The following is a 22,745-nucleotide window of genomic DNA, read 5'->3' as shown; positions in this document are numbered from 1 at the left end:
GAAAATGCCATGTCGATTTTCGCGGCTCGCGGCTCGCGGCTCGCGGCTCAGAGCCGATCTTTCACGTAGGTGATTTCGGTCTTGCCGTGGGGCGCGGGGGCGCCGTCTTCGCCGAGATTGACGAAGACCATCTTGTCGATGGTGAGGATGCTCTTGCGCGTGATCTTGTTACGCACATGGCACTGCAGCGTGATCGAGGTGGTGCCGAAATGCGTGGCGGTCATGCCCAGTTCGATGATATCTCCCTGCCGGGCGCTGGAGACGAAATTGATCTCGGAGATGTACTTGGTCACCACCTGAGTGTTATCGAGCTGAATGATGGCGTAGATCGCCGCCTCCTCGTCGATCCAGCGCAGCAGGCTGCCGCCGAACAGCGAGCCGTTGGGATTGAGATCTTCCGGCTTGATCCATTTGCGGGTGTGAAAATTCATGCGCGTCGCCTTGAGTCGATGTCGTTCTCTAAAGCCGATCTTAGAGATAGAGTGCTGTTGCCAGGCCCAGGAAGGCGACGAAGCCGACGACGTCGGTGATCGTGGTCAGCAGTACGCCGCCTGACAGGGCCGGATCGATCTTGAGCTTTTTCAGCAGCACGGGAATCAGGGTGCCGGCGAGCGTTGCCACGGTCAGGTTGATCACCATGGCCATGGCGATGATCTCGCCGAGGCGGATATCATCGAAACGAATGACGGACATCGCGCCGACAACCACGGCCCAGATCAGACCGTTGGTCATGCCGACCAGCAGTTCTCGCACCAGCAGCCAGCGGACGTTGGCGCCCGAGACGTGGCCCAGCGCAATGCCGCGAATGAGCACCGTCAACGTCTGCGAGCCGGCAATGCCGCCCATGCTGGAAACGATGGGCATGAGTACGGCCAGAGCGGCGATCTGCTGAATGGTGTCCTCGAAAAACCCGATCGCGATCGAAACGATGGTGGCCGCGACGAGATTGATCCCGAGCCAGACGGCCCGACGCCGGCTGGTACGCAGGGCGGGAGCAAAGGTGTCCTCGTCCTCGTCGAGGCCGGCCATGCTCATCACCTGATGCTCGGCATCTTCGCGGATGACGTCGACGACGTCATCGATGGTGATTCGACCGAGCAGCAGGCCGTCGACGCTGACGACCGGCGCGGAGATCAAGTCGTGCTTCTGGAATAGTGTCGCGACATCGCTGTCGGAGGCGGTGGCCTGTATCGAATGGAAGTCGGTCTCCATGACCTCGCGGACCAGCACCGAGACGTCCGATACCAGCAGACGGTTGATCGGCAGAATCCCGATCAGCTCGTCTCGCCGCGTTACCACGAGCAGCGTATCGGTGGCGTCCGGCAGGCGTTCGTGGCGGCGCAGATAGCGCATGACCACATCCAGCGTGATATCCGGACGGATGGTGATCGCATCCGGGTTCATCAACCCGCCGGCGGTGTCCTCCGGATAGGAAAGTACTTCTTCGACGCGCTGGCGCTCCTGCGCCTCCATCGACTGAAGAACTTCCTGGATGACGGTGTTGGGCAGTTGCTGGAGCAGGTCGGCGAGATCGTCGACGTCCAGGCCTTCGGTTGCCGTCAGCAGCTGTTCCGCGTCCATGCGGTTGAGGAATTCGATCTGAACGTCATCGTTCAGGTACTGCAGCACGTCGCCATGCAGCTCCGGGTCGAGCAGGCCCCAGAGAATCTCGCGTTCCTTGGGCGGCGTGGACTCCAGCAAGTGCGCCACATCCACCGGGGCGAGGCCGCGATTGAGCATGCGCCGTGCCTGATCGAGGGCACCGCTCTCGAGCGCTTCATTGAGTTTGGCCAGCCGTGGCTGCAGCTTTTCGGGATTGTGACTCATCCGGAACGTTCATCCTTGAAAGGCTGGCGACAGGATGAGCATTCTACCATCGTCGAGGCAAATGACGAGGATAAGAAACGCTGTTCTCGAATTAGGCTTAGGCGAAGGTCAGCTTATTCGTCTTCATGAAAGCGGGCATCGAACAGGGCTTCGATTGCGCTCATGGCGTCCTCGGCGTCCTCGCCTTCGGTCATGACCGTGAGGACGGTGCCGCAGGGTGCCGCGAGCATCAGCAGGGACATGATGTTGGCGGCGTCCGCGCTGCGCTCACCGTGATTGACGGCAACACGGGCGCTGAAGGGTTGGCAGCACTGCACGAGTTTGGTGGCGGCGCGGGCGTGCAGACCGCGACGGTTGATCAGGCGAAGCTCACGTGTCGGCATCGAGGCCTCGTGGCGGCGTGAGCGGGGGGGCGATGTTCTCTGACAGGGCGGTATGCACGCCGAGCTCGCGGTGGCGTAGACGAATGTCCACGGCCTCGTGATGAAAATGGCGGGCGAGGCGCTCGATCAGATAGACCGAACGGTGGTGGCCGCCGGTACAGCCGATCGCTACCGTCAGGTAGCTGCGGTGGCTGGCGAGGTAGGCGGGGAGCCAGCGCGTGAGCCAGGCATGAATGTCGCCGGCCATGGCGTGCACGTCGGGATAGGCTTCGAGAAATTCGATGATTTCGCTGTCGCGTCCGTCGAATCCGCGAAGCTCTGGGTCCCAGAACGGGTTGGGCAGGCAGCGGACGTCGAACACCATGTCGGCGTCGAGCGGCACTCCGCGCTTGAAGCCGAAGGATTCGAAGGTCAGTGTCAGGCGGCCGCCGGTGTGCCTCGCAACCTGTTCGGAGATCCGCGCGCGCAGGTCGTGAACGGAGAGCCCGCGGGTATCGATGACCAGGTCGGCGACGCGACGAATCGGGGCCAGAAACTCCTGCTCGTGATCGATCGCCTCCGCCAGGGTCATGTCGTTGCCGCGAGTGAGCGGGTGGCGACGGCGCGTGGCGGAGTAGCGCTCCAGCAGAATCTTGGCGTCGGCCGTCAGGTAGACCACCTGGGTATCGATTCCGCGCTCGCGGACGGCTTCGAGCAGCACGGGGAACCGTTCCAGTGACTCCGGCACGTTGCGGGCATCGATACTGACCGCGACGTTGGCGCGGGCGGGCGGCTCGCTGCGCAGTTCGTCGATCAAGGGAGCGAGCAGATTGGCTGGCAGGTTGTCGATGGCGTAGTAGCCAAGGTCCTCCAGTGCCTGCAGCGCGATGGATTTCCCTGAGCCGGAGCGGCCGCTGATGATGACGAGCTGCATGATTCCGTTGTCCTGATTCAGTCGCCGGGGCTTTCCTGATGGTGACGGATGGCCTCGATGAGCGTGTCATGCAGCGCACGCTGCGAATCCGCTTGGCGGAGCTGATGGCGTACGCCCGACTGGTTCATGATGCCGGCAACCTCGGCCAGCAGAGACAGATGGGCGTCGTCGGCCTCCTCGGGCACCAGCAGCACGAAAACCAGATCGACCGGCTCGCCGTCGATGGCGTCGAAGTCGATGGCATCCTCGAGGCGCATGAACCCGGCCACGGGCGTCTTGCAGTGCGGACTGCGGGCGTGGGGAATGGCGACGCCATTGCCGATGCCGGTACTGCCGAGGCGTTCGCGGCCGATCAAGCGGCTGAACACCTCCTGGCTATCCAGGCTCGGTGTATTCTGGGCAATGAAGGTGCTGAAGAATTCCAGCAGACGTTTTTTGCTGCCCCCCGTGACGCCGTAGAGGGTGCGCTCGGGGGGCAGAATGCTTTCCAGTGTCATCATCAGGCAGTCAGCGGGCACCTGCGCCTTGTGCGCGGGCTTGAGCTTTCTCTTTGTGTTTGACCAGTTGGCGGTCGAGTTTGTCTGCCAGCGCGTCGATCGCGGCGTACATGTCGCTGTCGCTGGCTTCGGCGTGTAGATCTCCCCCCGCCGCGTGCAGCGTGCACGCGGCCTGCTGACGCTCCTTTTCGACGCTCAAGGTCACCTGAACGGTGGTGATGTTGTCGTAGTGACGCTCCAAACGGGCGAGCTTCTCGTTGACGTAGTCACGTAGCGCGTCGGTCAGCTCGACGTGATGGCCGGTAACGTTCACTTGCATGGCGCACTCCTATGGCGACGAATGGCACCTTTGATTGTAACCCTTTTCCCGGCGCTGCAAAGGCGTCGACCATGATCGTCGCTTCGAGCCGGCAGCCGGGTCAAGCAAACGGGGTCGAGCAGCCTGGATCAAGCAGCCCGGATATCGTTGACCCGCCGGATCAGGAGAGTCGCTTGCGTTCGCTGGACGACGGAATGCCCATCGCTTCACGGTATTTCGCGACCGTGCGCCGCGCCACGCTGATATCCGCCTGGGCGAGCAGGTCGACGAGCTTGCTGTCCGACAGCGGTTTGCGCGGAGACTCCTCGCCGATCAGCTTTTTCAGGCGTGCCCGGATGGCGGTGCTGGAGTAACTGTCACCTTCCCCCCGGTTGCCGCCGACCTGACTCGAGAAGAAGTACTTCAGCTCGAAGACGCCGCGAGGCGTGTGAATGTACTTCTGCGTGGTGACGCGAGAGATGGTCGATTCGTGCATGTCGACGCTGCGTGCGATGTCGGCCAGGATCAGCGGTTTCATTGCCTCTTCGCCCCGCTCGAGGAACTCGACCTGGCGAGACATGATCTCGCGTCCCACGCGCAGCAGGGTATCGTTGCGGCTCGACAGGCTCTTGAGCAGCCAGCGTGCCTCCTGAAGGTGCTGGCGCAGGAAGGTGTTGTCATCGCTCTTGTCGGCGCGCTTGATCAATGCGGCGTAATCCGGCTGGATTCTCAGTCGCGGCAGCGCTTCGGCGTTGAGCTCGATACGCCAGCCTTCGTGAGTGGGAGTCGCGACCAGATCGGGAATGACGTAATCGTGCCGGCTGGTGTCGAAACGCTGACCGGGACGCGGGTCGAGTGTACGGATAAGCGCGATGACCTGGTCGAGCTCATCCTCCTCGAGCCGCAGGCGGCGTTTGAGCAGGCGGCGATCATTGCTGGCCAGCGCCTCGAGAAACTGGCGCACGAGACGCTTGGCCTGCGGCAGCAGCGGGGTCTCTTCGGCAAGCGTGCCGAGCTGCAGCAGCAGGCACTCGCGCAGGTCTCGCGCGCCGACGCCGGTCGGGTCGAACTGCTGCAGCCGCATCAGCGTGTGCTCCAGGTCGGCAACGCTGAAGCTCTCGCGGCGCTGATCTCGCAGGCTGGCGGCGAGCTCGTCCAGCGAACCGCAGAGGTAGCCGTCGTCCCCGATGGCATCGATCAGGTACTCCCCCAGCTCGTGTTCGCGAGCGTCGAAATTCCCCATGGCCAGCTGCCACAGCAGATGGTCGTGAAGACTGGTCGTTGCCGCGTTGCGATCGAAATCCGGGCCCTCTTCAGACGCACCGCTGCTTGCGGGTGTCGCATCCTGGTAGGTATCGCTCCAGTCGCTGTCGACGGCAAGTTCATCGGGGATGTCGCTGGCCCAATCCTCCTCGGGTGCCTCCTGGCTCTCCTGCTCGGCGTACTGTTCTTCCATCTCGAGCATGGGATTGGATTCGAGCGCTTGCTGGATCTCCTGGCGGAGATCCAGCGTCGAGAGCTGAAGCAGTTGAATCGCCTGCTGCAGCTGCGGCGTCATGGTCAACTGCGTGCCGACTCTGAGTTGCAGCGAAGGTTTCATTGACATGGAGAAACGGTCGTCACAATCAACGGTGGAGAGATCACGTTACTGATTGCTCAGATTACTTGCAACGCTTTATGCAATAAACATGCCATTGACAGCGTGCTATTTTTCGGTCGGGGAGTTGAGGCAGAAAACCGGGGCGGGGGCATGCCTGAAAAGGGCTGCCGGCCAGTAGCATCGGCGGTGCGGCTGGCCGGTGTCAGTCGAGCGAGAAAGATTATAAGCGAAATTCGTGGCCGAGGTAGACGTCCCGAACGCGCTGGTTGTCGAGAATCGCTTCCGGGCGACCTTCGGCGATGATCTGACCGTCGCCGACAATGTAGGCGTTGTCGCAGATATCCAGCGTTTCGCGGACATTATGGTCGGTGATCAGTACACCGATCTCCCGGTCCCTCAGCTGACGGATGATGCTCTTGATATCGCCAACGGAGATCGGGTCGACACCGGCAAACGGCTCATCGAGCAGCACGAAGGCGGGTTCCGTCGCCAGGGCCCGGGCGATCTCGACGCGGCGACGCTCCCCGCCGGAGAGACTCATGCCGAGGTTGTCACGGATGTGGTCGACGTGGAAGTCGGCCAGCAGTCGCTCGAGCTGCTCGCGTCGGCCGGCGCGGTCGAGGTCCTTGCGCGTCTCGAGAATCGCCATGATGTTGTCGGCGACGCTCAGCTTGCGAAAGATCGACGCTTCCTGGGGGAGATAGCCGATTCCGGCTCGGGCACGGTCGTGCATCGGCGCGCGGCTCAGATCGCGTTCGTCGATATGCACGCTGCCGGCATCGGCCTTGACCAGGCCAACGATCATGTAGAAGGAAGTCGTCTTGCCGGCGCCATTGGGGCCGAGCAGGCCGACGATGCTGCCTTGGCGCAGCGTCAGGCTGAAATCATGGACGACGCGGCGTCCCTTGTAGCTCTTGGCCAGATTGGCGGCCGTGAGGGTTTTCATCGATGCGATCCTGAGCCATTGTCGGGAGGATGGTGCATGGCGCGGCAGCGCGAGCCTATTGCGCGGAAGAGGCCTCGGTACCCGACTGGCGCGGCGTGAGCGTCATCCGGACGCGCTGGCTGTCGCTGCTGTCGCCGGACCGGGCCTGAACGCGGCGTGAATCGAGATAGTACTCGACATAGGCTCCGTCGAAGGTATCACCGCCCTGGTGCAGCTCGGCATTGCCGACCAGCTCCACGCGCCGCTCGCCGGCGTGGTAGATCACCGTGTCGCCCCAGCCCTTGACGAGCTCGTCGTCCGGCGCGGGTTTCTGCTCGAGATAGGCGCGCTCACCGCCGCTGCCCTTGGCCGTGACCTGACTGACCTGGCCGTTGCTGCCGCGCTGTATGTCGACCCGCGCTGCCTTGAGCTGCATGGAGCCCTGCTGCATGTCGACACCGCCGGTATAGACGGCCGTCCCTTGTCGGTCATCGATTTCGAGCTGATCGGCGGCGATCTCGATCGGCGCGCTCGCGTCGCTCTCCAGTGCCAGCGCCGAGACGCTGGGCAAGCTCAGCGCCGTCAGTACCAGCAGTTGGCCGAGTTCTCGCCTCATGATCCTGTGTCCTCAGATTGCTGTGGCAGGTTGCCCTGCACGTTGTCGGTCAAGCGCATGCGGTTCTCGTCGATCCAGGCGTCGAAGCGGTCGCCGCGCATGGTCTGATTATGCTGACGCAACACCGAGGCGGTGTCACTCCAGGCATGAGCCTCTCGATTGTCGTAGTGCAGTGTCTGCGTTTCCAGCTGCCAGGCCTGCTCAGGCTGAACCAGCCGTGCATTGCCCTCGAGCGTCAGACGCTCGCCGCCGCGGCTGAGCTGGCCGCTGTCGCTGGTGAGCTGCCAGCGGCGCTGCTCGTCGTCGACGACGTAACCATGCGGCGTCTGCGCACGAATGATGTCATCCGAGGGAGTGTGGACCAGCCGCGGTGTGTCGAGGCGCTGATAGGCGCGGCCCTGCTCGTCGTAGCGCGTCATGCTGGCGTCTTCGAGGTAGTAATCGGGCTCGCCGGCGGCATCGCTGGGCACCGGCTGTGGCGTGCGATCTCCGCGCTGATCGAGATAGGTGAGGCCCGCGCCGAGCGCCAGCAGCAGCGCCAGCAGGCCGAGTCTTCGCCACCAGGGGGATCGGGATGTGGCTCGTTGCGCCAAGGCAGACTCCTGAAACGGGTGAGGCTGAAAACTGAAGGCAGGTCGGCAATCAGATGACGCCGCTGCGCAGCAGGTCGTGCATGTGCAGTGCGCCGATCGGCTTGCCGTCCTCGACGACCGCGAGGGCGGAGATGCGGCTGTCTTCCATCAGGCGCACGGCTTCCGCTGCCAACGTGTCCGGGGCAACGGTCTTGCCGCCGCGGGTCATGACATCGTCCACGCGCAGCAGCGAGAAATCTCCGCGCTGGTCGAGCGTGCGGCGCAGGTCCCCGTCAGTGTAGACACCGACCAGCGCGCCACGTTCATCGACGACGCAGGTAAAACCCATGCCCTGGCGGGTCATCTCCAGCAGAGCCTCACGCAGCGGGCTGCCGGCGGGCACGCAGGGCAGGCGCTCGTCGCCATGCATCAGGTCGCGAACGCGCAGCAGCAGACGCTTGCCGAGCGTGCCGCCGGGATGCGAGAGCGCGAAATCCTCGGCGCTGAAGCCGCGTGATTCGAGCAACGCCAGAGCCAGCGCGTCACCCATTGCCAGTGCGGCGGTGGTCGATGAGGTCGGAGCCAGATCGTGAGGGCAGGCCTCGCGGGAGACGCCGACGTCGACATGCACGTCGCTATAGCGTGCCAGTGTCGACCCCGGTCGGCCGGTCAGGCTGATCAGACGAGCACCCAGCCGCTTGAACAGCGGCATCAGCCCGGTGATCTCCTGCGTCTCGCCGGAATTGGAGAGTGCCACGACGACATCGTCGCCGGTGATCATGCCGAGATCGCCATGACTCGCTTCACCGGGATGCACATAGAAAGCGGGGGAGCCGGTGCTGGCGAGCGTCGCGGCCATCTTGCGCGCGATATGGCCGGATTTGCCCATGCCCGTGACGATGATGCGGCCGCGGCAGGCCAGCAGCTCCTGGCAGGCACTGTCGAAGCTCGAATCCAGTTTGGCGATCAGCTCTCCGATCGCCTGCTGCTCCAGTGTCAGAGTGCGCCTGGCGCTGGCGCGAAACGCCATAGCGGTTGCGCTGTGGTTCATGATTCAGGCTCCAACGGCCATCCATAGTGGGGCTGCGATCGGCTCGGGTGTCGCGCTTGGCGGCGGCCGGTCGCGGCCATGACCGGGGAGTATACCCTTGATCGGGCGCCATTTCGTGTAGCCGAGCGAGTCCGTGTGAGTGAACTAGGCTTAAGTCACTGTCTCATGACCCGACGCGGGCGGTCGCACCGCTTCACCTCGATCGGGCAGTGATCGGCAGAGTGGCTGGTGGCTGTCAGGCCGGTTAGGATACAATGTTCGATAATTGGCGTTCGACGCTTCCCGTGCGGTCGATGGTCGGCGTCCGATCACTCATTCACGAACCGATGGATAGGCCATGGATGACCCGATCATGGTCGAGGTCAAGAATCTGCATTTCGCGCGCGGTAACTCGGAGATCTTTCGCGGTGTCGATCTAAAGATTCCCCTCGGCAAGATAACCGCCATCATGGGGCCCAGCGGAACCGGCAAGACGACGCTGCTGAAACTCATCGGTGGTCAGCTGGTGCCGGATCAGGGCCAGATCCTGATCGACGGTCAGGATGTACACCAGCTCTCCCGGCGGTCGCTGTTCAAGCTGCGGCGGCGGATGGGCATGCTGTTCCAGAGCGGGGCGCTGTTTTCCGATCTGGATGTATTCGAGAACGTGGCCTTTCCGCTGCGTGTCCACACGGATCTGCCGAACGCGATGATCCGCGATATCGTCCTGATGAAGCTGCAAGCCGTGGGTCTGCGCGGGGCGCGTCACCTGATGCCCTCGGAGCTTTCCGGGGGCATGGCGCGGCGCGTAGCGCTGGCGCGTGCGGTAGCGCTCGACCCGGACCTGGTGCTCTACGACGAGCCATTCGTGGGGCAGGACCCGATCTCGATGGGTGTGCTGGTGCAGTTGATCAAGAAGGTCAACCTGGCGCTCGGGCTGACCGCTATCGTGGTCTCTCACGATATCAAGGAGACGCTGACGATCGCCGATTACGTTTACATCATTGCCGATGGCAAGGTCATGGCCCACGGCACGCCGCAGACACTCGACGTCAACGATGACGCGCACGTGAAGCAGTTCGTGCATGGTGAACCGGACGGTCCGGTGCCTTTCCACTACCCGGCGCCAGCGTTTTTCGATGACATTCTGGCACCGGCGGGGCAGCTCTCATGATCGATCGTATCGAGAGGCTGGGGCGCGCCACGCTGGACGTCATCGGGGCGATAGGGCGTGCCGGCCTGTTTCTGGTCCAGTCCATCTTCTGTCTGCCCTCGCGAGAAGGCTTCTATCTCTGGATCCGGCAGATGCACTTCGTCGGCGTCATGTCGGTGGCGATCGTGCTGGTCTCGGGCGTGTTCATCGGCATGGTGCTGGCGTTGCAGGGCTTCACCATCCTGGTCGAGTTCGGGGCCGACGAGGCGCTAGGACAGATGGTGGCGCTTTCGCTGGTGCGCGAGCTGGCGCCAGTCGTCGCGGCGCTGCTGTTTGCCGGACGCGCCGGTTCGGCGCTGACGGCGGAGATTGGTCTGATGAAGGCTACCGAGCAGCTCACCAGCATGGAAATGATCGGCGTCGATCCGCTGCGCAGGATCGTGGCGCCGAGACTCTGGGCAGGGTTCGTGTCGCTACCGATCCTGACCGTGATCTTCGGCGTCGTCGGCATCTGGGGCGGTCATCTGGTGGGGGTCGACTGGCTTGGCGTCTACGATGGCTCCTACTGGAGCAACATGCAGGATAGCGTCGACTTTGTCGACGACGTTCTCAACGGGATGGTCAAGAGCCTCGTTTTCGGTCTGGTCGTGACCTGGATTGCGGTTTTCCAGGGCTATGACCTCGTGCCGACTTCCGAGGGGATTTCGCGTGCGACCACGCGAACCGTGGTTTATGCCTCGCTGGCGGTGCTGGGCCTGGATTTCGTGCTCACCGCACTGATGTTTGGAGATTTCGGATGAAGCGCAACAGATTTCTGGAACTGGGCGTTGGCCTGTTCATGCTGGCCGGCATTCTCGGCCTGGTCTTCCTGGGGCTACGCGTGAGCGGGCTCGGGGTCGGTGTACCCAACGATACCTTCACGGTGACGGCCAATTTCGCCAACATCGGCGGACTGCGGCAGAACGCCAAGGTCACCATGTCCGGCGTGCGCGTCGGCAAGGTCACCAGCATCCAGCTCGATCCGAAATGGTTCGACGCCAAGGTGACGATGGAGATCGACGCCGACTACGACGGCAAGCTTTCCGACGATACGGCCGCGGCCATACTGACATCGGGGTTGCTGGGTGAGCAGTACATCGGCCTTACCCCGGGTGGCTCGCCTGACATGCTGCATGACGGCAGTGTGATCCACGATACCCAGCAGGCACTGGTGCTGGAGGAACTCATTCAGCAGTTCGTGTCCAACATGGCGAAATGACGAGCGTTTCGTCGCAAGTGATGAGTCGCCACAGCCGTGGCGTTGCAGGCCATGACAAGGAGTCCGATATGAAACGTCTACACAATGGTTCTCTCAAGGGCTGGCTGGCGGCACTGGTCGCCATGGCGCTATGCCTTACGACGCTTTCCGCCTTGGCCCAGGAAAAGTCGCCGACGGAGGTCGTGCGTCAGAGCGTCGACTCGCTGATGTCCCAGCTGGAGGGCAAGAAGGATTACTACGCTCAGCACGAGGCGGAACTCTCGAAGCTGGTGGATACCAACATGGCCGATGTGGCCGATTTTCGTTACATCGGCGCCAGCGTGATGGGACGCTACTTCCGCGGTGCGACGCCCGAACAGCGCTCGCGTTTCGTTGACGTGTTCCGCAAGACGTTGATCGATACCTACGCCAAAGGCCTGGTGACGTTCGATTATCAGACGCTGCGGGTCAAGGACAGCAGCGATGCCGGCCGCTACGAGGATCAGGCTACCGTACCGATGGAAGTGGTCTCCACCGACGGCAAGACCTATCCGGTCAACTTCACGCTGCGCCAGAGCGACGGGCAGTGGAAGGTGATCAACGTGATCGTCAACGGCATCAATCTCGGTCTGACGTTCCGCAATCAGTTCGACCAGGCCATGCGGGACAACAACCGCGATATCGACGCGGTCATCGCCAACTGGGCCCCCGAGGTCGGAACCGACGAGCTAGAGCAGGGCGGCGACTCGTGAGCGTACTGCTCGAGCGAGAGGACGCCAGGCTGGAGGTCGTCGACAATGTGCTGACGATCCACGGCGAGGCGGACTTCGACAGCGCCGGCCCGCTGGCGCAGTCGGGACGGCACTGGCTCGCCGATCAGCCGGACGGTACGGTCGTCTCGTTCGATCTTTCGCGGGTGCGGGTCGCCAGCAGCGCAGTGCTCAGCGTGCTCCTCGTGTGGGTGCGCAGCATTCAGAAGCACTCGCTCAAGCTGCAGCGGGTCTCGCTGTCGCCGCCGCTGCAGCGATTGATGGATATCACCGAGCTGGCACCGCTGCTGCCGGCTGAAGAGACGACCTGCCCGGTGGATGCCGCGCCTGCCGCGATGCGCTAGGCGTGGCCCATCGCTATGATTCGGTGCCATCAGGTGGCGCCGAACCTTCGCCCGATGGCAACGCCGCCGGTTCGCGCAAGCGACCGGCGGTTTCGTCTGTCACGAATTTGCACCACGCCAACATCGCCAAAACCGGGCGCTTTCCGCTACCATGTGGCGCTTTCCCGGTGCAGCGTCCGTCGGCGAGTGCCGTGGCGCGAGCATCGATGTGGACGAGGAGTCGATCATTATGCAACCCAGTGACGTCAAGAGCCTGCTCGAGAGCCGGATCGAGGGCTGCGAATTTCGCATCCAGGGTGAAGGCTGCAACTTTCAGGTCACCGCCATCGGTGAGGTTTTCGGTGGCATGAGCCCGGTCAAGCGTCAGCAGCTGATCTACGGTGCGCTCGGCGACGAAATCGCCTCGGGCGCGCTGCATGCGATCACCATCAAGACCTATACCCCCGAGCAGTGGGGCAAGGCGCCGGAAAACACCGGTCTTTGAGGCAGGCGACCGGCCGGTCGTCGCCGCCAACGGAAACGCCGATTTCAGGAACGCATAGCGAACCTTCATGGACAAGCTGATCATTACCGGCAACGGGCCGCTCGACGGTGAAGTGTGGGCAAGCGGGGCCAAGAACTCTGCACTGCCGATTCTCGCTGCGACCCTGCTTGCCGACGAGCCGGTGACCATCGGCAATCTGCCGCACCTGCAGGACATCACCACGACGCTGGAGCTGCTCGGGCGGATGGGCATCGAGCCGGTGATGGGCGAGAAAATGAGCATCCAGATCGACGGTTCTCAGGTGCGTGATAGCCATGCACCCTACGAGCTGGTCAAGAAGATGCGCGCATCCATCCTGGTGCTCGGGCCGCTGTTGGCGCACTTCGGCACGGCGGACGTGTCGCTGCCGGGCGGCTGCGCCATCGGTTCGCGCCCGGTCGACCTGCATATTCGTGGGCTCGAGGCGATGGGGGCGGACATTCGGATCGAGGGTGGATACATTCACGCTCGCGTCGATGGCCGCCTCAAGGGCGCGACGATCTTCTTCGACACGGTCACCGTGACCGGCACCGAGAATCTGCTCATGGCCGCCACCTTGGCCGAGGGAACCACGGTGCTGGAAAACGCCGCCCGCGAGCCGGAGGTGGTCGATCTGGCCGAGTGCCTGATTGCCATGGGTGCCAACATTCGTGGGCAGGGCAGCGATACCATCACCATCGAGGGTGTCGAGCGCCTGCACGGCTGCCACTATGACGTGATGCCCGATCGTATCGAAACCGGTACGTTTCTGGTGGCGGCCGCCGCCACGCGTGGCCGGGTCAAGGTCCGCAACACGCGCGCCGACATTCTCGAGGCGGTGCTCGCCAAGCTGGAAGAGGCCGGGGCGACGATCACTACCGGCGAGGGATGGATCGAACTCGACATGGCGGGGCGTCGCCCGCGGGCTGTCAACATTCGCACCGCGCCCTATCCCGCATTCCCGACCGACATGCAGGCGCAGTTCGTGGCGCTCAATGCAGTCGCCGAGGGCACTGGTACCGTGGTCGAGACCATCTTCGAGAACCGCTTCATGCACGTCCAGGAGCTCAACCGCATGGGCGCGCACATCGCGCTCGAGGGCAACACGGCGGTCGTCACCGGCGTCGAGCGGCTTTCCGGCGCGCCAGTCATGGCGACCGATCTGCGCGCCTCGGCGAGCCTGGTCGTCGCTGCGATGGTGGCCGAAGGCGAGACCATGGTGGATCGGATCTATCATATCGATCGCGGTTACGAGTGCATCGAAGAGAAGTTGCAGCTGCTGGGCGCGCGTATCCGTCGCGTACCGGGTTAGGCGGACATAGAGAGACCATGAGCGATCAACTGATACTCGCGCTCTCCAAGGGGCGCATCCTCGAGGAGACGCTGCCGTTGCTTGCCGACGCGGGCATCGTGCCGGCCGACGACTTCGGCAAGAGCCGTAAGCTGCTTTTCGATACCAATCTGCCCAACGTCAAGCTCGTGGTCATCCGCGCTGTCGATGTGCCGACGTACGTTCAGCTGGGCGCGGCGGATCTCGGTGTTGCCGGCAAGGATGTGCTGCTCGAGCACGGGGCAGAGGGGCTCTATGAGCCCGTCGATCTGGAGATTTCTCGGTGCCGCCTGATGACGGCCGGCATCGTCGGTGCCAAGCCGGCCCGAGCTCGGCGACGCGTGGCCACCAAGTTCGTCAACGTGGCACGCCAGTATTATGCGGAGCAGGGCATTCAGGCCGAGGTGATCAAGCTTTACGGCGCGATGGAGCTGGCGCCACTGATGAACCTGGCCGACGAGATCGTCGATATCGTCGACACCGGCAATACGCTGCGGGCCAACGGCATGGAGCCCCGCGAGTTGATCGAGAACATCAGCACGCGGCTCGTGGTGAACAAGGCTTCGATGACCATGAAGCACGAGCAGCTCAAGCCGCTGATCGCCCGGTTGCGGGAGGCCGTCGCCGAGCGCCGCGGCTGACGTTCGCGCCGGTTCAGGCGCCCGAGGCCGCGCCTGTTCAAGCGCCCGAGGCCGCGCCGGCCAGGGCTTGCCGTGGCAAGTTCCGCCGCCCGATTTTCAGCGCCTGCTGCGGCAGGCGACGATTCTGGAGAGTCCGATCATGAGTTTCCCCCCTGTCATCGCCCGTCTATCCACGCAGGATGCCGACTTCGACTCGCGCCTCGATGCGCTGCTCTCCTGGGAAGGCGTTTCCGATCAGGAGATTGCCGTCCGCGTCGCGGACATCATCGCGGCGATCCGCGAGCGCGGCGACGCGGCGCTGATCGAGTACACCGCACGTTTCGATCGCCTGACGGTGACTCGCGCCGACGAGCTGGTCATCGAGGCCGCTCGGCTCGAGGCTGCATTCGTCAGCCTGCCGGAGGCGCAGCGGGCAGCGCTGCAGCACGCCGCAACGCGTGTGCGCAGTTATCACGAGCATCAGAAACCCAGTTCCTGGCAATACGAGGAAGCCGACGGCACGCTGCTCGGGCAGAAAGTGACGCCGATCGATCGCGTAGGCATCTATGTGCCGGGCGGCAAGGCGGCCTATCCCTCCTCGGTTCTGATGAACGCGATCCCGGCGCATGTGGCCGGTGTCAGCGAGATCATCATGGTGGTGCCGACGCCCGATGGCGTGGTCAACGAGCTGGTGCTGGCTGCCGCCCATCTGGCCGGCGTCGACCGTGTCTTCACCGTGGGTGGGGCTCAGGCCGTTGCCGCGCTGGCCTACGGTACCGAGAGCGTGCCGCGAGTCGACAAGATCGTCGGGCCGGGCAACATCTACGTGGCCACGGCCAAGCGAGCGGTCTTCGGGCAGGTCGGTATCGACATGATCGCCGGGCCATCGGAGATACTGGTGGTGTCGGATGGCGGCACCGACCCGGACTGGCTGGCGATGGATCTGTTTTCGCAGGCAGAGCACGACGAGGATGCTCAGGCGATCCTGGTGGCGTGGGATTCAGCGCATATCGATGCCGTCGAAGCGGCCATCGAGCGTCAGCTGCCGACCATGGAGCGCGAAGGCATCATTCGCGAATCGCTGTCGCGCCGCGGGGCGCTGGTGCTGTGCGAGAGCCGCGAGCAGGCCGTCGAGCTGATCAATCGGATTGCGCCGGAGCATCTGGAACTCTCTGTCGAGGCGCCGCAAGAGATGGCGCAGAGCGTCCGCCACGCAGGCGCTATCTTCATGGGGCGTTACACGGCCGAGGTGCTGGGCGACTACTGCGCCGGGCCCAATCACGTGCTGCCGACCTCCGGCACGGCGCGTTTCTCCTCGCCCTTGGGGGTCTACGATTTTCAGAAGCGTTCCTCGCTGATCCAGTGTTCGCCGGAAGGCGCTGACACGCTGGGGCGGACGGCTTCTGTGCTTGCCAGAGGAGAGTCGTTGACCGCCCACGCGCGCTCCGCCGAGAACCGCCTCAAGCGCGACTAGCCCCTAAGCGGGAAGCGACCTGCAGATGCACCGAAATCCGCCGCCTGACAGGCGGCGGTTGCGTTTGGGGGGGCAAAGTTCATTCGTTGGGCCCGCGTCCCAATCGCTTCTCAAGGCGTTTGCCCATCGCCGCTATCGGGAGCGCTGCCTTCCGGTGTCTCGGCCGGTTTCTGCTGAGAGGCTTGCTCCGACGACGTCTGCTGTGGGCGTGGGCGTTCGCCGACGGTCAGTGTCACCTCGCGTTTCTCGCCGCCGCGCAGAATGGTCAAGGGTAGCCGCGTACCGGGTGATATCTCGGCAATATCGACCTGCGTCTCGCGCGGGTCGAGAATCGGCTTGCCGTTGATGGCCAGTAGAATGTCGCCGGGCTGCAGGCCCGCGTCGGCGCCTGGCCCGTCGTGTACGACGTTGGCGATGATCACGCCGCTCAGCGTCTTGAGGCCGAACGAGGCCGCCAGGTCAGGGGTCATCTGCTGGGCATCGATACCGAGCCAGCCGCGGATCACGCGTCCGTGGATGACGATGTCATCGAGAATGGTACGTGCCAGATTGGCGGGGATCGCGAAGCCGATCCCCTGGGAGCCGCCAGAGCGCGAGAAGATGGCGGTATTGATACCGATCAGCGAACCATTGGCGTCGACCAGGGCGCCGCCGGAGTTGCCAGGGTTGATGGCGGCATCGGTCTGGATGAAGTCTTCGTAGCGGCTCAGGCCGAGATGGTCGCGCCCCGTCGCGCTGATGATGCCCATCGTCACCGTCTGGCCCACGCCGAACGGGTTGCCGATGGCGAGAGTGACGTCGCCGATCGCCACGTCTTCCGAATTGCTGAGCTTGATCACCGGCAGGTTGTCCAGGTCGATCTTCAGCACCGCGAGGTCGCTGTCGGGATCGGTTCCCACCACCTTGGCAATCGCTTCGCGGCCGTCGCGCAGCGCCACCTGAATCTGGTCGGCGTCGTTGATGACATGATTGTTGGTCAGAATGTAGCCGTCTTCGCTGACGACCACGCCGGAGCCAAGGCTCGAGAGCATGCGTTGGCGCTGTGGCATGTTCTTGCCGTAGAACTGGCGAAAGAATGGATCGGACATCAGCGGATGCTGGCTGGTGTCGACGACCCTCGACGAGTACACATTGACGACGGCGGGAGCGGCTCGGTTGACCGCCTCCGCGTAGCTGACCGGACCCTGGCTACGATTGAGCGCTGGCGCTTCGATCACGTCCGGCGGGTCGCGCTCCGGGGCATCGGTGGTGGAAGCGGTCATGGTGCCGCTGCGAGGCGCATCGGGCTGGGCGACATCGCGGCCCAGCAGCGACGGGAAGGCATACAGCAGTGCAACGGCCAGCAGGATGCCGCAGAGGACGGGCCACAAGAAGGTAGACAGATGGCGGCGCATGGAAATCTTTCCTGAAACCGGGAGCGACAAGGTCGGCAACCTGGGTCGCCATGAGGAGCATGGTGCGAAGAGGCGGGCGGTTTATCGAACGCCACCGCATTGCGATAATCCGCTCGGCGCAAGTGTAACATTCACCGAGATTTTTCGCCGGGAGGTCAGATGAGTTCGCAACAGACGATTACGCGACACGAGCTGCAGCAGGCGATGGACGACGAGCTGCGCGTGTCGGCGTTCAAGGATTACACGGTCAACGGCCTGCAGGTCGAAGGGCGATCCGATATCCGGCGTGTGTTGACCGGTGTCACCGCCTGTCAGGCGCTGCTCGACGAGGCCGTGGCCTGGAATGCCGATGCCGTCATCGTGCATCACGGCTATTTCTGGAAGAACGAGCCTGTCAGCGTGACCGGCATGAAGCGAAAGCGCTTTGCCACGCTGCTTCAACACGACATGAACCTGTTCGCTTATCACCTGCCGCTGGATGCGCATCCGACGCTGGGCAACAACGCTTGCCTGGGGGCTCGCCTGGGCGTGGCGGCACCGCAGTGCCTCGATGGGGAGTTGGGCCAGGGCATTCTGTGGATGGGCGCTCCCGATGCGACGCTCGGCAGCGTCGAACTGGCAGGTCGAATCGCGGCTGCATTGGGGCGTCAGCCGTTGCTCATACCGGGGCACGAGCGCGAGATTCGGCAGATCGCCTGGTGCACCGGCGGCGCACAGGACATGCTGCCGCTGGCAGCCGAGGCTGGCGCGGACGCTTTCGTTTCCGGGGAGATCTCTGAGCGCACCACCCACATGGCGCGGGAAATGGGCATTAGCTATATCGCGGCGGGTCATCACGCGACGGAGCGCGATGGCGTGCGAGCGCTGGGGGAGTGGGTCGCTGCCCGATTTGGACTCGAGCATCGTTTCGTCGATATCGATAATCCGGCATGAGCAAGGTGTAGCTCATGCCGAGGGTTGGGGGCGGTCGAGCCCGACAGACGGCTCGACCGCCGAGGCATCATGGCTGTCTCAATAACGAGGCGGCGGCGTGACGGTCTCCTGGCTAGCCTGGCGCTGCCGGACTCCGTAATCCTCGGCGAGCGTGCCCTGCTGGCCATCGGCATAGTCTCTGGGGACCTGCGGCGCATCGACCTCGTCTGCGTCGTCTTCACGGTCGCCGTGCAGCCGTCGCTTGAGCTTGAGATCGTCGACGAAGCGGTCGGCTCCCTGGAGCAGATGCTGCTCGAGTTCGCCGCTCTGGCGCTGAATGCCGGCGGCAAGATCCGCGGCCTTGGCGAAGTGATCGTTGAGCGAGTCCTTGACCTGGTTGAGCTCCAGTTCGGTCTGTGCCAGGCGCTGACGCACCTTCTGATTACGTGCCACGTTAGCATTCAAGAGGTGGTAGAAAAGGGCGCCGATACCGATGCCCGCCAGGAAACAGGCGATCGCCAGAATCCAGTCGATATTGCTTTCGTTCACTGTGCGCTCCTTATCGTCGTGCTCGGCACGACCCAACTTTTGGACCTCCGTCGCCGCCAACCGGCCGCGCGGGTGCGACGCGCGGCCATTATATCGAGCGGGTCGGCTGCCGGGTCAAACCTTCGTTATCCGGCCGACGCTGTCAAGACCTTCGTCGAACGCTATAATCCCCGCCACACGATTCGACGGGAGGTTTCGACATCACCATGAGTTCTCCGCAATCCGCAACGTCCCGCGCCGGTGCGTCGACGCCGCTGGCGCGCTATCGCGCTGATCTCGAGCGCGACGATTTCAGTTACGACGCGGCGCAGGAGAACGCCGTCAAGCACCTCCAGCGCCTGTACGATGATCTGCAGCGCACGCCGGCGCCGCAGCCCTCGGTTGCTGCCGGCGGCGGCGACTCGACGCTCTCCAAGGTGGCGGGGCTATTCGGCAAGCGCAGCAAGGCTCCCGAGGCGGCGCCGGCCAAACCCAAGGTGATGGGGCTCTACTTCTGGGGCGGCGTCGGCCGGGGCAAGACCTATCTCGTCGACGTGTTCTACGAGTCGCTGCCGTTCGATCGCAAGATGCGAACCCATTTCAATCGCTTCATGCAGCGCGTGCATCGAGAGCTCGATGCCCACAAGGGCGAGAAGAATCCGTTGACGCAGATCGCGGCCCAGTTTGCACGTGAGGCGCGGGTGATCTGCTTCGACGAGTTCTACGTCAAGGACATCACCGATGCTATGATACTCGGCAACCTGATGGAGGCGCTGTTCGCGCAGGGCGTCGTGCTGGTTGCGACATCCAACATCGTGCCGGACGATCTCTACAAGGACGGCCTGCAGCGCGCTCGGTTCCTGCCGGCAATCGATCTGATCAAGCGTCACTGCGAGGTGGTCAATGTCGACTCCGGGGTCGATTACCGACTGCGCGCGCTGGAGCAGGTCGAGATATTCCACTCGCCGCTGGACGAGCAGGCAGAGCAGCTGCTGGCCAAGAGCTTTCGATCGGTTGCCGGAAACGACGGGCGCGAGCAGGTCAAACTGACCATCAATCATCGGGAGCTGACCGCGAAGCGTCAGCACGAGGGGGTCGTCTGGTTCGACTTCAAGATGCTCTGCGATGGCCCTCGCAGTCAGAACGATTACATCGAGCTCTCGCGAGAGTTTCATACCGTGCTGGTCTCCAACGTGCCCCGCATGGGCGCAGCCAGCGACGATCAGGCGCGCCGATTCATCAGCATGGTCGATGAATTCTACGACCGCGCGGTCAAGCTGCTGCTGTCCGCGGAAGCGGAGGTCGAATCTCTCTACACCGGGGGCAATCTCGGCTTCGAGTTCGAGCGCACGCTCTCGCGTCTTCAGGAGATGCAGTCGCGAGACTATCTGGCACTGGCTCACAAACCCTGAGCGGGCCTGGCCTGGGGATTGCCTCTCCAGCCGGTACGGGCTTTGCAGTGCCGAAACGCTCGTGTACAATGCGCGCTCTTCGTACCGTTGCCTCGCTTTGGCGGGCAACCCAAGAAAAATAGGGATGGCAGAAGAAGTACCGCCCGCGACGGGGGGAAGCACGCTTCAATGCCCAAACTCGCTTATCTGGTGAAACACTCATGAAGACGTTTAGTGCCAAGCCGCAAACCGTGCAGCGCGACTGGTATGTCGTCGATGCCGCGGACAAGACGCTCGGTCGTCTGGCGACGGAAATTGCGCGCCGCCTGCGTGGCAAACACAAACCGGAATACACGCCTCACGTCGACACTGGCGATTACATCGTCGTCGTCAATGCGGAAAAAGTGCGCGTGACCGGCAACAAGGCGCAAGCCAAGAATTACTACCGTCATACCGGTTACCCGGGTGGTCTGCGCTCCATGTCGTTCGAGAAACTGATCGACCACGCGCCGGAGCGCGTCATCGAGACCGCCGTCAAGGGCATGCTGCCCAAGGGGCCGCTGGGTCGTGCCATGCATGCCAAGCTCAAGGTGTATGCAGGTACCGAGCATCCGCACGCCGCGCAGCAGCCGCAAGAACTGAACATCTGAGGGTAATCCGTCATGGCACAACAGTACTACGGCACCGGGCGTCGCAAGACTTCCACCGCTCGCGTGTTCCTCAAGCCGGGCACCGGCAAGATCACCGTCAACGATCGTGAACTCGGCGAGTTCTTCGGTCGCGTTACCGCGCAGATGGTCGTGCGTCAGCCGCTCGAGCTGACCGAAACCACCGGCCAGTTCGACGTCTTCGTCACCGTCAAGGGCGGCGGCGGTTCTGCCCAGGCCGGCGCTATCCGTCACGGCATCACCCGTGCGCTGATGGAGTACAACGAGGAGCTGCGCAAGCCGCTTCGCGCTGCTGGCTACGTCACGCGTGACGCGCGTGAGGTCGAGCGTAAGAAAGTGGGTCTGCGCAAGGCGCGTCGTCGTCCGCAGTTCTCCAAGCGCTGATTCCTTCCGAATCGCCTTTGCGCTCAACGCCCGACTGTCCTCAGTCGGGCGTTTTGCCGTTCATGGCAGGTGTTTCGCGGCGTTCGGTCGGACAAAAGCCGATGGCGCGTTTCGCCGCCCAGAATCCGCAAGGGCCGTGGTATCATTGACCGTTGAATTAATGCGAGGAAAGTTTCATGGGTGTAGTGGCCAAGCGATCGTCGATGACCTTCTACTCCGGCAATGATGATCACTTCAGTCATCGCGTCAGAATCGTGCTGGCCGAGAAAGGCATCGCCGTCGATATTCTGGACGTTTCCGCCGATGAGCATAACGCGGAGCTCGCCGATCTGAATCCGTACAACAGCGTTCCGACGCTGGTGGATCGTGGCGATCTGGTGCTCTATGAGTCCAAGGTCATGATGGAGTACCTCGACGAGCGCTTCCCGCACCCGCCGCTGCTGCCGGTCTATCCGGTCGCGCGCGCGCAGAGCCGGCTCTGGATGCATCGCATCGAGCGCGAGTGGTGTCCGCTGGTCGACCAGATCCTCCAGGGACCGAAGAAAGAAGCCGACAAGGCGCGCAAAGAGCTGCGCGAGAGCCTGACCGGCATCTCACCGATCTTCGAAGACATGCCCTATTTCATGAGCGAAGAGTTTACGCTGGTCGACTGCTGTATCGCGCCGATCCTCTGGCGTCTGCCTGCGCTCGGCGTCGAGCTGCCGGAGAAGCAGGTCAAGCCGCTCATGAGCTACATGGAGCGCGTTTTCGCGCGCGATGCGTTCAAGGTGTCGCTGTCTGAAACCGAACGTGAAATGCGTAGCTGATGCGGCGCGTGTCGTAAGCAAGCTGCCCGAGAGGAGGTGATATGCTGACTAGCCGTCCCTATCTGGCCAGAGGCCTCTATGAATGGCTTCTCGACAACGAGCAGACGCCGTATATCGTGGTCGATGCCGGCAAGCCTGGCGTGAAGGTGCCGCAGCAGTTCGTGCAGAATGGGCAGATCGTGCTGAACGTCGCGCCGGCGGCGGTGCGGGATCTGCTGATCGACAATGCCGCGGTCACGTTCGGTGCTCGCTTCAGCGGTCAGCCGATGCAGGTGATCGTGCCGATGGATGCGCTGATCGCCATCTATGCGCGAGAGAACGGGGTTGGCATGGTGTTCGGGCAGGAACCGGTAATGCCCTCCTTCGCCAGCGAGGAGAAGGCCGAGCTCGACGAGACCGAGCGTCCTGCGCTGGAGAGCGTCGAGCAGCGCAGCGATTCGACTGAAGACGAGGCGTCGTCCGATGAGGAGGCGCCGACGCGTCCCGAGAAGGGCAAGCCGTCGCTACGCATCGTCAAGTAGCCCCCGCGACAGGTCTTGGTATCGCGAATCACGCTGTCGTCGCGAACCGC

At 63.3% G+C, this 22,745-nt stretch carries 28 protein-coding genes; 15 read left to right on the top strand and 13 right to left on the bottom strand.

Going from position 1 to position 22,745, the window contains the following annotated elements:
* Positions 1-47 precede the first annotated feature (47 nt).
* The 11 genes from IE125_RS16600 to IE125_RS16550 form a co-directional block, all read right to left on the bottom strand.
* Positions 48-431: an acyl-CoA thioesterase gene (locus IE125_RS16600; protein WP_189445786.1), complete on the bottom strand. Its 384-nt coding sequence runs from the start codon at positions 429-431 to the stop codon at positions 48-50.
* 40 nt (positions 432-471) lie between these two features.
* Positions 472-1,827, bottom strand: a complete 1,356-nt coding sequence (gene mgtE, locus IE125_RS16595; protein ID WP_189445785.1) for a magnesium transporter — start codon at positions 1,825-1,827, stop codon at positions 472-474.
* A 113-nt stretch (positions 1,828-1,940) separates the two neighbouring features.
* Positions 1,941-2,210 (bottom strand): HPr family phosphocarrier protein, encoded by a 270-nt coding sequence (locus IE125_RS16590; RefSeq protein WP_189445784.1) that lies wholly within the window; start codon positions 2,208-2,210, stop codon positions 1,941-1,943.
* Positions 2,197-3,123, bottom strand: coding sequence for an RNase adapter RapZ (gene rapZ / locus IE125_RS16585; protein ID WP_189445783.1), 927 nt, complete (start codon positions 3,121-3,123; stop codon positions 2,197-2,199). The genes IE125_RS16590 and rapZ overlap by 14 nt, the downstream gene beginning before the upstream one ends.
* Positions 3,124-3,140: 17 nt before the next feature.
* Positions 3,141-3,620, bottom strand: a complete 480-nt coding sequence (gene ptsN / locus IE125_RS16580; RefSeq protein WP_189445822.1) for a PTS IIA-like nitrogen regulatory protein PtsN — start codon at positions 3,618-3,620, stop codon at positions 3,141-3,143.
* Between the two features lie 10 nt (positions 3,621-3,630).
* Positions 3,631-3,939, bottom strand: a complete 309-nt coding sequence (hpf, locus tag IE125_RS16575; protein WP_189445782.1) for a ribosome hibernation-promoting factor, HPF/YfiA family — start codon at positions 3,937-3,939, stop codon at positions 3,631-3,633.
* A gap of 160 nt (positions 3,940-4,099) precedes the next feature.
* On the bottom strand, positions 4,100-5,524 hold the full coding sequence (locus tag IE125_RS16570) for an RNA polymerase factor sigma-54 (RefSeq protein ID WP_189445781.1): 1,425 nt from the start codon (positions 5,522-5,524) through the stop codon (positions 4,100-4,102).
* 214 nt (positions 5,525-5,738) lie between these two features.
* The gene (gene lptB, locus IE125_RS16565; RefSeq protein WP_189445780.1) at positions 5,739-6,464 is read right to left on the bottom strand and encodes an LPS export ABC transporter ATP-binding protein; all 726 of its coding nucleotides are present in this window, start codon (positions 6,462-6,464) and stop codon (positions 5,739-5,741) included.
* Between the two features lie 55 nt (positions 6,465-6,519).
* Positions 6,520-7,059: a lipopolysaccharide transport periplasmic protein LptA gene (lptA, locus tag IE125_RS16560; protein ID WP_189445779.1), complete on the bottom strand. Its 540-nt coding sequence runs from the start codon at positions 7,057-7,059 to the stop codon at positions 6,520-6,522.
* Positions 7,056-7,652 carry an LPS export ABC transporter periplasmic protein LptC gene (lptC, locus tag IE125_RS16555; RefSeq protein WP_189445778.1) on the bottom strand — a complete coding sequence of 199 codons (597 nt, stop codon included), beginning with the start codon at positions 7,650-7,652 and terminating at the stop codon, positions 7,056-7,058. The genes lptA and lptC overlap by 4 nt, the downstream gene beginning before the upstream one ends.
* Positions 7,653-7,701: 49 nt before the next feature.
* A complete protein-coding gene (locus IE125_RS16550) occupies positions 7,702-8,682 on the bottom strand; it encodes a KpsF/GutQ family sugar-phosphate isomerase (protein WP_189445777.1) in 981 nt (326 codons plus the stop codon).
* Between the two features lie 337 nt (positions 8,683-9,019).
* On the opposite strand from IE125_RS16550, the gene IE125_RS16545 reads away from it, so the two are divergent.
* The 9 genes from IE125_RS16545 to hisD all read left to right on the top strand — a co-directional run bounded on the left by IE125_RS16545 (position 9,020) and on the right by hisD (position 16,091).
* Positions 9,020-9,835 carry an ABC transporter ATP-binding protein gene (locus IE125_RS16545; protein WP_189445776.1) on the top strand — a complete coding sequence of 272 codons (816 nt, stop codon included), beginning with the start codon at positions 9,020-9,022 and terminating at the stop codon, positions 9,833-9,835.
* Positions 9,832-10,614, top strand: a complete 783-nt coding sequence (gene mlaE, locus IE125_RS16540; protein WP_189445775.1) for a lipid asymmetry maintenance ABC transporter permease subunit MlaE — start codon at positions 9,832-9,834, stop codon at positions 10,612-10,614. Before IE125_RS16545 ends, mlaE begins: the two co-directional genes overlap by 4 nt.
* Positions 10,611-11,072, top strand: a complete 462-nt coding sequence (gene mlaD / locus IE125_RS16535) for an outer membrane lipid asymmetry maintenance protein MlaD (RefSeq protein WP_189445774.1) — start codon at positions 10,611-10,613, stop codon at positions 11,070-11,072. Before mlaE ends, mlaD begins: the two co-directional genes overlap by 4 nt.
* A 68-nt stretch (positions 11,073-11,140) precedes the next feature.
* Positions 11,141-11,803: an MlaC/ttg2D family ABC transporter substrate-binding protein gene (locus tag IE125_RS16530; RefSeq protein WP_189445773.1), complete on the top strand. Its 663-nt coding sequence runs from the start codon at positions 11,141-11,143 to the stop codon at positions 11,801-11,803.
* Positions 11,800-12,165 (top strand): STAS domain-containing protein, encoded by a 366-nt coding sequence (locus tag IE125_RS16525; protein ID WP_189445772.1) that lies wholly within the window; start codon positions 11,800-11,802, stop codon positions 12,163-12,165. The genes IE125_RS16530 and IE125_RS16525 overlap by 4 nt, the downstream gene beginning before the upstream one ends.
* Before the next feature lie 229 nt (positions 12,166-12,394).
* A complete protein-coding gene (locus IE125_RS16520; RefSeq protein WP_189445771.1) occupies positions 12,395-12,649 on the top strand; it encodes a BolA family protein in 255 nt (84 codons plus the stop codon).
* A gap of 67 nt (positions 12,650-12,716) precedes the next feature.
* Entirely contained in the window at positions 12,717-13,979 is a 1,263-nt protein-coding gene (gene murA / locus IE125_RS16515; RefSeq protein WP_189445770.1) for a UDP-N-acetylglucosamine 1-carboxyvinyltransferase, read from the top strand.
* Between the two features lie 17 nt (positions 13,980-13,996).
* The gene (gene hisG / locus IE125_RS16510) at positions 13,997-14,638 is read left to right on the top strand and encodes an ATP phosphoribosyltransferase (protein ID WP_189445769.1); all 642 of its coding nucleotides are present in this window, start codon (positions 13,997-13,999) and stop codon (positions 14,636-14,638) included.
* 139 nt (positions 14,639-14,777) lie between these two features.
* Complete coding sequence (gene hisD, locus IE125_RS16505; RefSeq protein WP_189445768.1) at positions 14,778-16,091, top strand: histidinol dehydrogenase; 1,314 nt, start codon at positions 14,778-14,780, stop codon at positions 16,089-16,091.
* A gap of 110 nt (positions 16,092-16,201) precedes the next feature.
* Here the strand turns inward: hisD and IE125_RS16500 are convergent, their stop codons facing one another.
* A complete protein-coding gene (locus tag IE125_RS16500) occupies positions 16,202-17,485 on the bottom strand; it encodes a Do family serine endopeptidase (protein WP_189445767.1) in 1,284 nt (427 codons plus the stop codon).
* Between the two features lie 159 nt (positions 17,486-17,644).
* On the opposite strand from IE125_RS16500, the gene IE125_RS16495 reads away from it, so the two are divergent.
* Entirely contained in the window at positions 17,645-18,418 is a 774-nt protein-coding gene (locus IE125_RS16495) for a Nif3-like dinuclear metal center hexameric protein (protein WP_308430158.1), read from the top strand.
* Positions 18,419-18,496: 78 nt separating this feature from the next.
* On the opposite strand, the gene IE125_RS16490 is transcribed toward IE125_RS16495, so the two are convergent.
* A complete protein-coding gene (locus IE125_RS16490; RefSeq protein ID WP_189445766.1) occupies positions 18,497-18,946 on the bottom strand; it encodes a Z-ring associated ZapG family protein in 450 nt (149 codons plus the stop codon).
* 206 nt (positions 18,947-19,152) lie between these two features.
* Here IE125_RS16490 and zapE point away from each other — a divergent pair, with 206 nt between their 5' ends.
* The 5 genes from zapE (at position 19,153) to IE125_RS16465 (ending at position 22,695) form a co-directional block, all read left to right on the top strand.
* Entirely contained in the window at positions 19,153-20,337 is a 1,185-nt protein-coding gene (zapE, locus tag IE125_RS16485) for a cell division protein ZapE (RefSeq protein WP_189445765.1), read from the top strand.
* A 200-nt stretch (positions 20,338-20,537) separates the two neighbouring features.
* On the top strand, positions 20,538-20,966 hold the full coding sequence (rplM, locus tag IE125_RS16480) for a 50S ribosomal protein L13 (protein ID WP_189445764.1): 429 nt from the start codon (positions 20,538-20,540) through the stop codon (positions 20,964-20,966).
* A gap of 12 nt (positions 20,967-20,978) precedes the next feature.
* Entirely contained in the window at positions 20,979-21,368 is a 390-nt protein-coding gene (gene rpsI / locus IE125_RS16475; RefSeq protein ID WP_189445763.1) for a 30S ribosomal protein S9, read from the top strand.
* Between the two features lie 176 nt (positions 21,369-21,544).
* The gene (gene sspA / locus IE125_RS16470) at positions 21,545-22,174 is read left to right on the top strand and encodes a stringent starvation protein SspA (protein WP_189445762.1); all 630 of its coding nucleotides are present in this window, start codon (positions 21,545-21,547) and stop codon (positions 22,172-22,174) included.
* Positions 22,175-22,215: 41 nt separating this feature from the next.
* Positions 22,216-22,695 (top strand): ClpXP protease specificity-enhancing factor, encoded by a 480-nt coding sequence (locus IE125_RS16465; RefSeq protein ID WP_189445761.1) that lies wholly within the window; start codon positions 22,216-22,218, stop codon positions 22,693-22,695.
* Positions 22,696-22,745 lie beyond the last annotated feature (50 nt).

The organism is Salinicola rhizosphaerae, from assembly GCF_014652715.1.
In the GTDB taxonomy this organism is placed as follows: Bacteria; Pseudomonadota; Gammaproteobacteria; order Pseudomonadales; family Halomonadaceae; genus Salinicola; species Salinicola rhizosphaerae.
The sequence above is the reverse complement of the archived record's forward strand: the minus strand, read 5'-3'. Positions and strand labels throughout refer to the sequence as shown.

Coding starts and splice junctions, on each gene's coding strand:
- IE125_RS16600 (WP_189445786.1), bottom strand. CDS start 431: ATGAATTTTCACACCCGCAAATGGATCAAGCCGGAAGATCTCAATCCC.
- mgtE (WP_189445785.1), bottom strand. CDS start 1,827: ATGAGTCACAATCCCGAAAAGCTGCAGCCACGGCTGGCCAAACTCAAT.
- IE125_RS16590 (WP_189445784.1), bottom strand. CDS start 2,210: ATGCCGACACGTGAGCTTCGCCTGATCAACCGTCGCGGTCTGCACGCC.
- rapZ (WP_189445783.1), bottom strand. CDS start 3,123: ATGCAGCTCGTCATCATCAGCGGCCGCTCCGGCTCAGGGAAATCCATC.
- ptsN (WP_189445822.1), bottom strand. CDS start 3,620: ATGACACTGGAAAGCATTCTGCCCCCCGAGCGCACCCTCTACGGCGTC.
- hpf (WP_189445782.1), bottom strand. CDS start 3,939: ATGCAAGTGAACGTTACCGGCCATCACGTCGAGCTGACCGACGCGCTA.
- IE125_RS16570 (WP_189445781.1), bottom strand. CDS start 5,524: ATGTCAATGAAACCTTCGCTGCAACTCAGAGTCGGCACGCAGTTGACC.
- lptB (WP_189445780.1), bottom strand. CDS start 6,464: ATGAAAACCCTCACGGCCGCCAATCTGGCCAAGAGCTACAAGGGACGC.
- lptA (WP_189445779.1), bottom strand. CDS start 7,059: ATGAGGCGAGAACTCGGCCAACTGCTGGTACTGACGGCGCTGAGCTTG.
- IE125_RS16550 (WP_189445777.1), bottom strand. CDS start 8,682: ATGAACCACAGCGCAACCGCTATGGCGTTTCGCGCCAGCGCCAGGCGC.
- IE125_RS16545 (WP_189445776.1), top strand. CDS start 9,020: ATGGATGACCCGATCATGGTCGAGGTCAAGAATCTGCATTTCGCGCGC.
- mlaE (WP_189445775.1), top strand. CDS start 9,832: ATGATCGATCGTATCGAGAGGCTGGGGCGCGCCACGCTGGACGTCATC.
- mlaD (WP_189445774.1), top strand. CDS start 10,611: ATGAAGCGCAACAGATTTCTGGAACTGGGCGTTGGCCTGTTCATGCTG.
- IE125_RS16530 (WP_189445773.1), top strand. CDS start 11,141: ATGAAACGTCTACACAATGGTTCTCTCAAGGGCTGGCTGGCGGCACTG.
- IE125_RS16520 (WP_189445771.1), top strand. CDS start 12,395: ATGCAACCCAGTGACGTCAAGAGCCTGCTCGAGAGCCGGATCGAGGGC.
- murA (WP_189445770.1), top strand. CDS start 12,717: ATGGACAAGCTGATCATTACCGGCAACGGGCCGCTCGACGGTGAAGTG.
- hisG (WP_189445769.1), top strand. CDS start 13,997: ATGAGCGATCAACTGATACTCGCGCTCTCCAAGGGGCGCATCCTCGAG.
- hisD (WP_189445768.1), top strand. CDS start 14,778: ATGAGTTTCCCCCCTGTCATCGCCCGTCTATCCACGCAGGATGCCGAC.
- IE125_RS16500 (WP_189445767.1), bottom strand. CDS start 17,485: ATGCGCCGCCATCTGTCTACCTTCTTGTGGCCCGTCCTCTGCGGCATC.
- IE125_RS16495 (WP_308430158.1), top strand. CDS start 17,645: ATGAGTTCGCAACAGACGATTACGCGACACGAGCTGCAGCAGGCGATG.
- zapE (WP_189445765.1), top strand. CDS start 19,153: ATGAGTTCTCCGCAATCCGCAACGTCCCGCGCCGGTGCGTCGACGCCG.
- rplM (WP_189445764.1), top strand. CDS start 20,538: ATGAAGACGTTTAGTGCCAAGCCGCAAACCGTGCAGCGCGACTGGTAT.
- rpsI (WP_189445763.1), top strand. CDS start 20,979: ATGGCACAACAGTACTACGGCACCGGGCGTCGCAAGACTTCCACCGCT.
- sspA (WP_189445762.1), top strand. CDS start 21,545: ATGGGTGTAGTGGCCAAGCGATCGTCGATGACCTTCTACTCCGGCAAT.
- IE125_RS16465 (WP_189445761.1), top strand. CDS start 22,216: ATGCTGACTAGCCGTCCCTATCTGGCCAGAGGCCTCTATGAATGGCTT.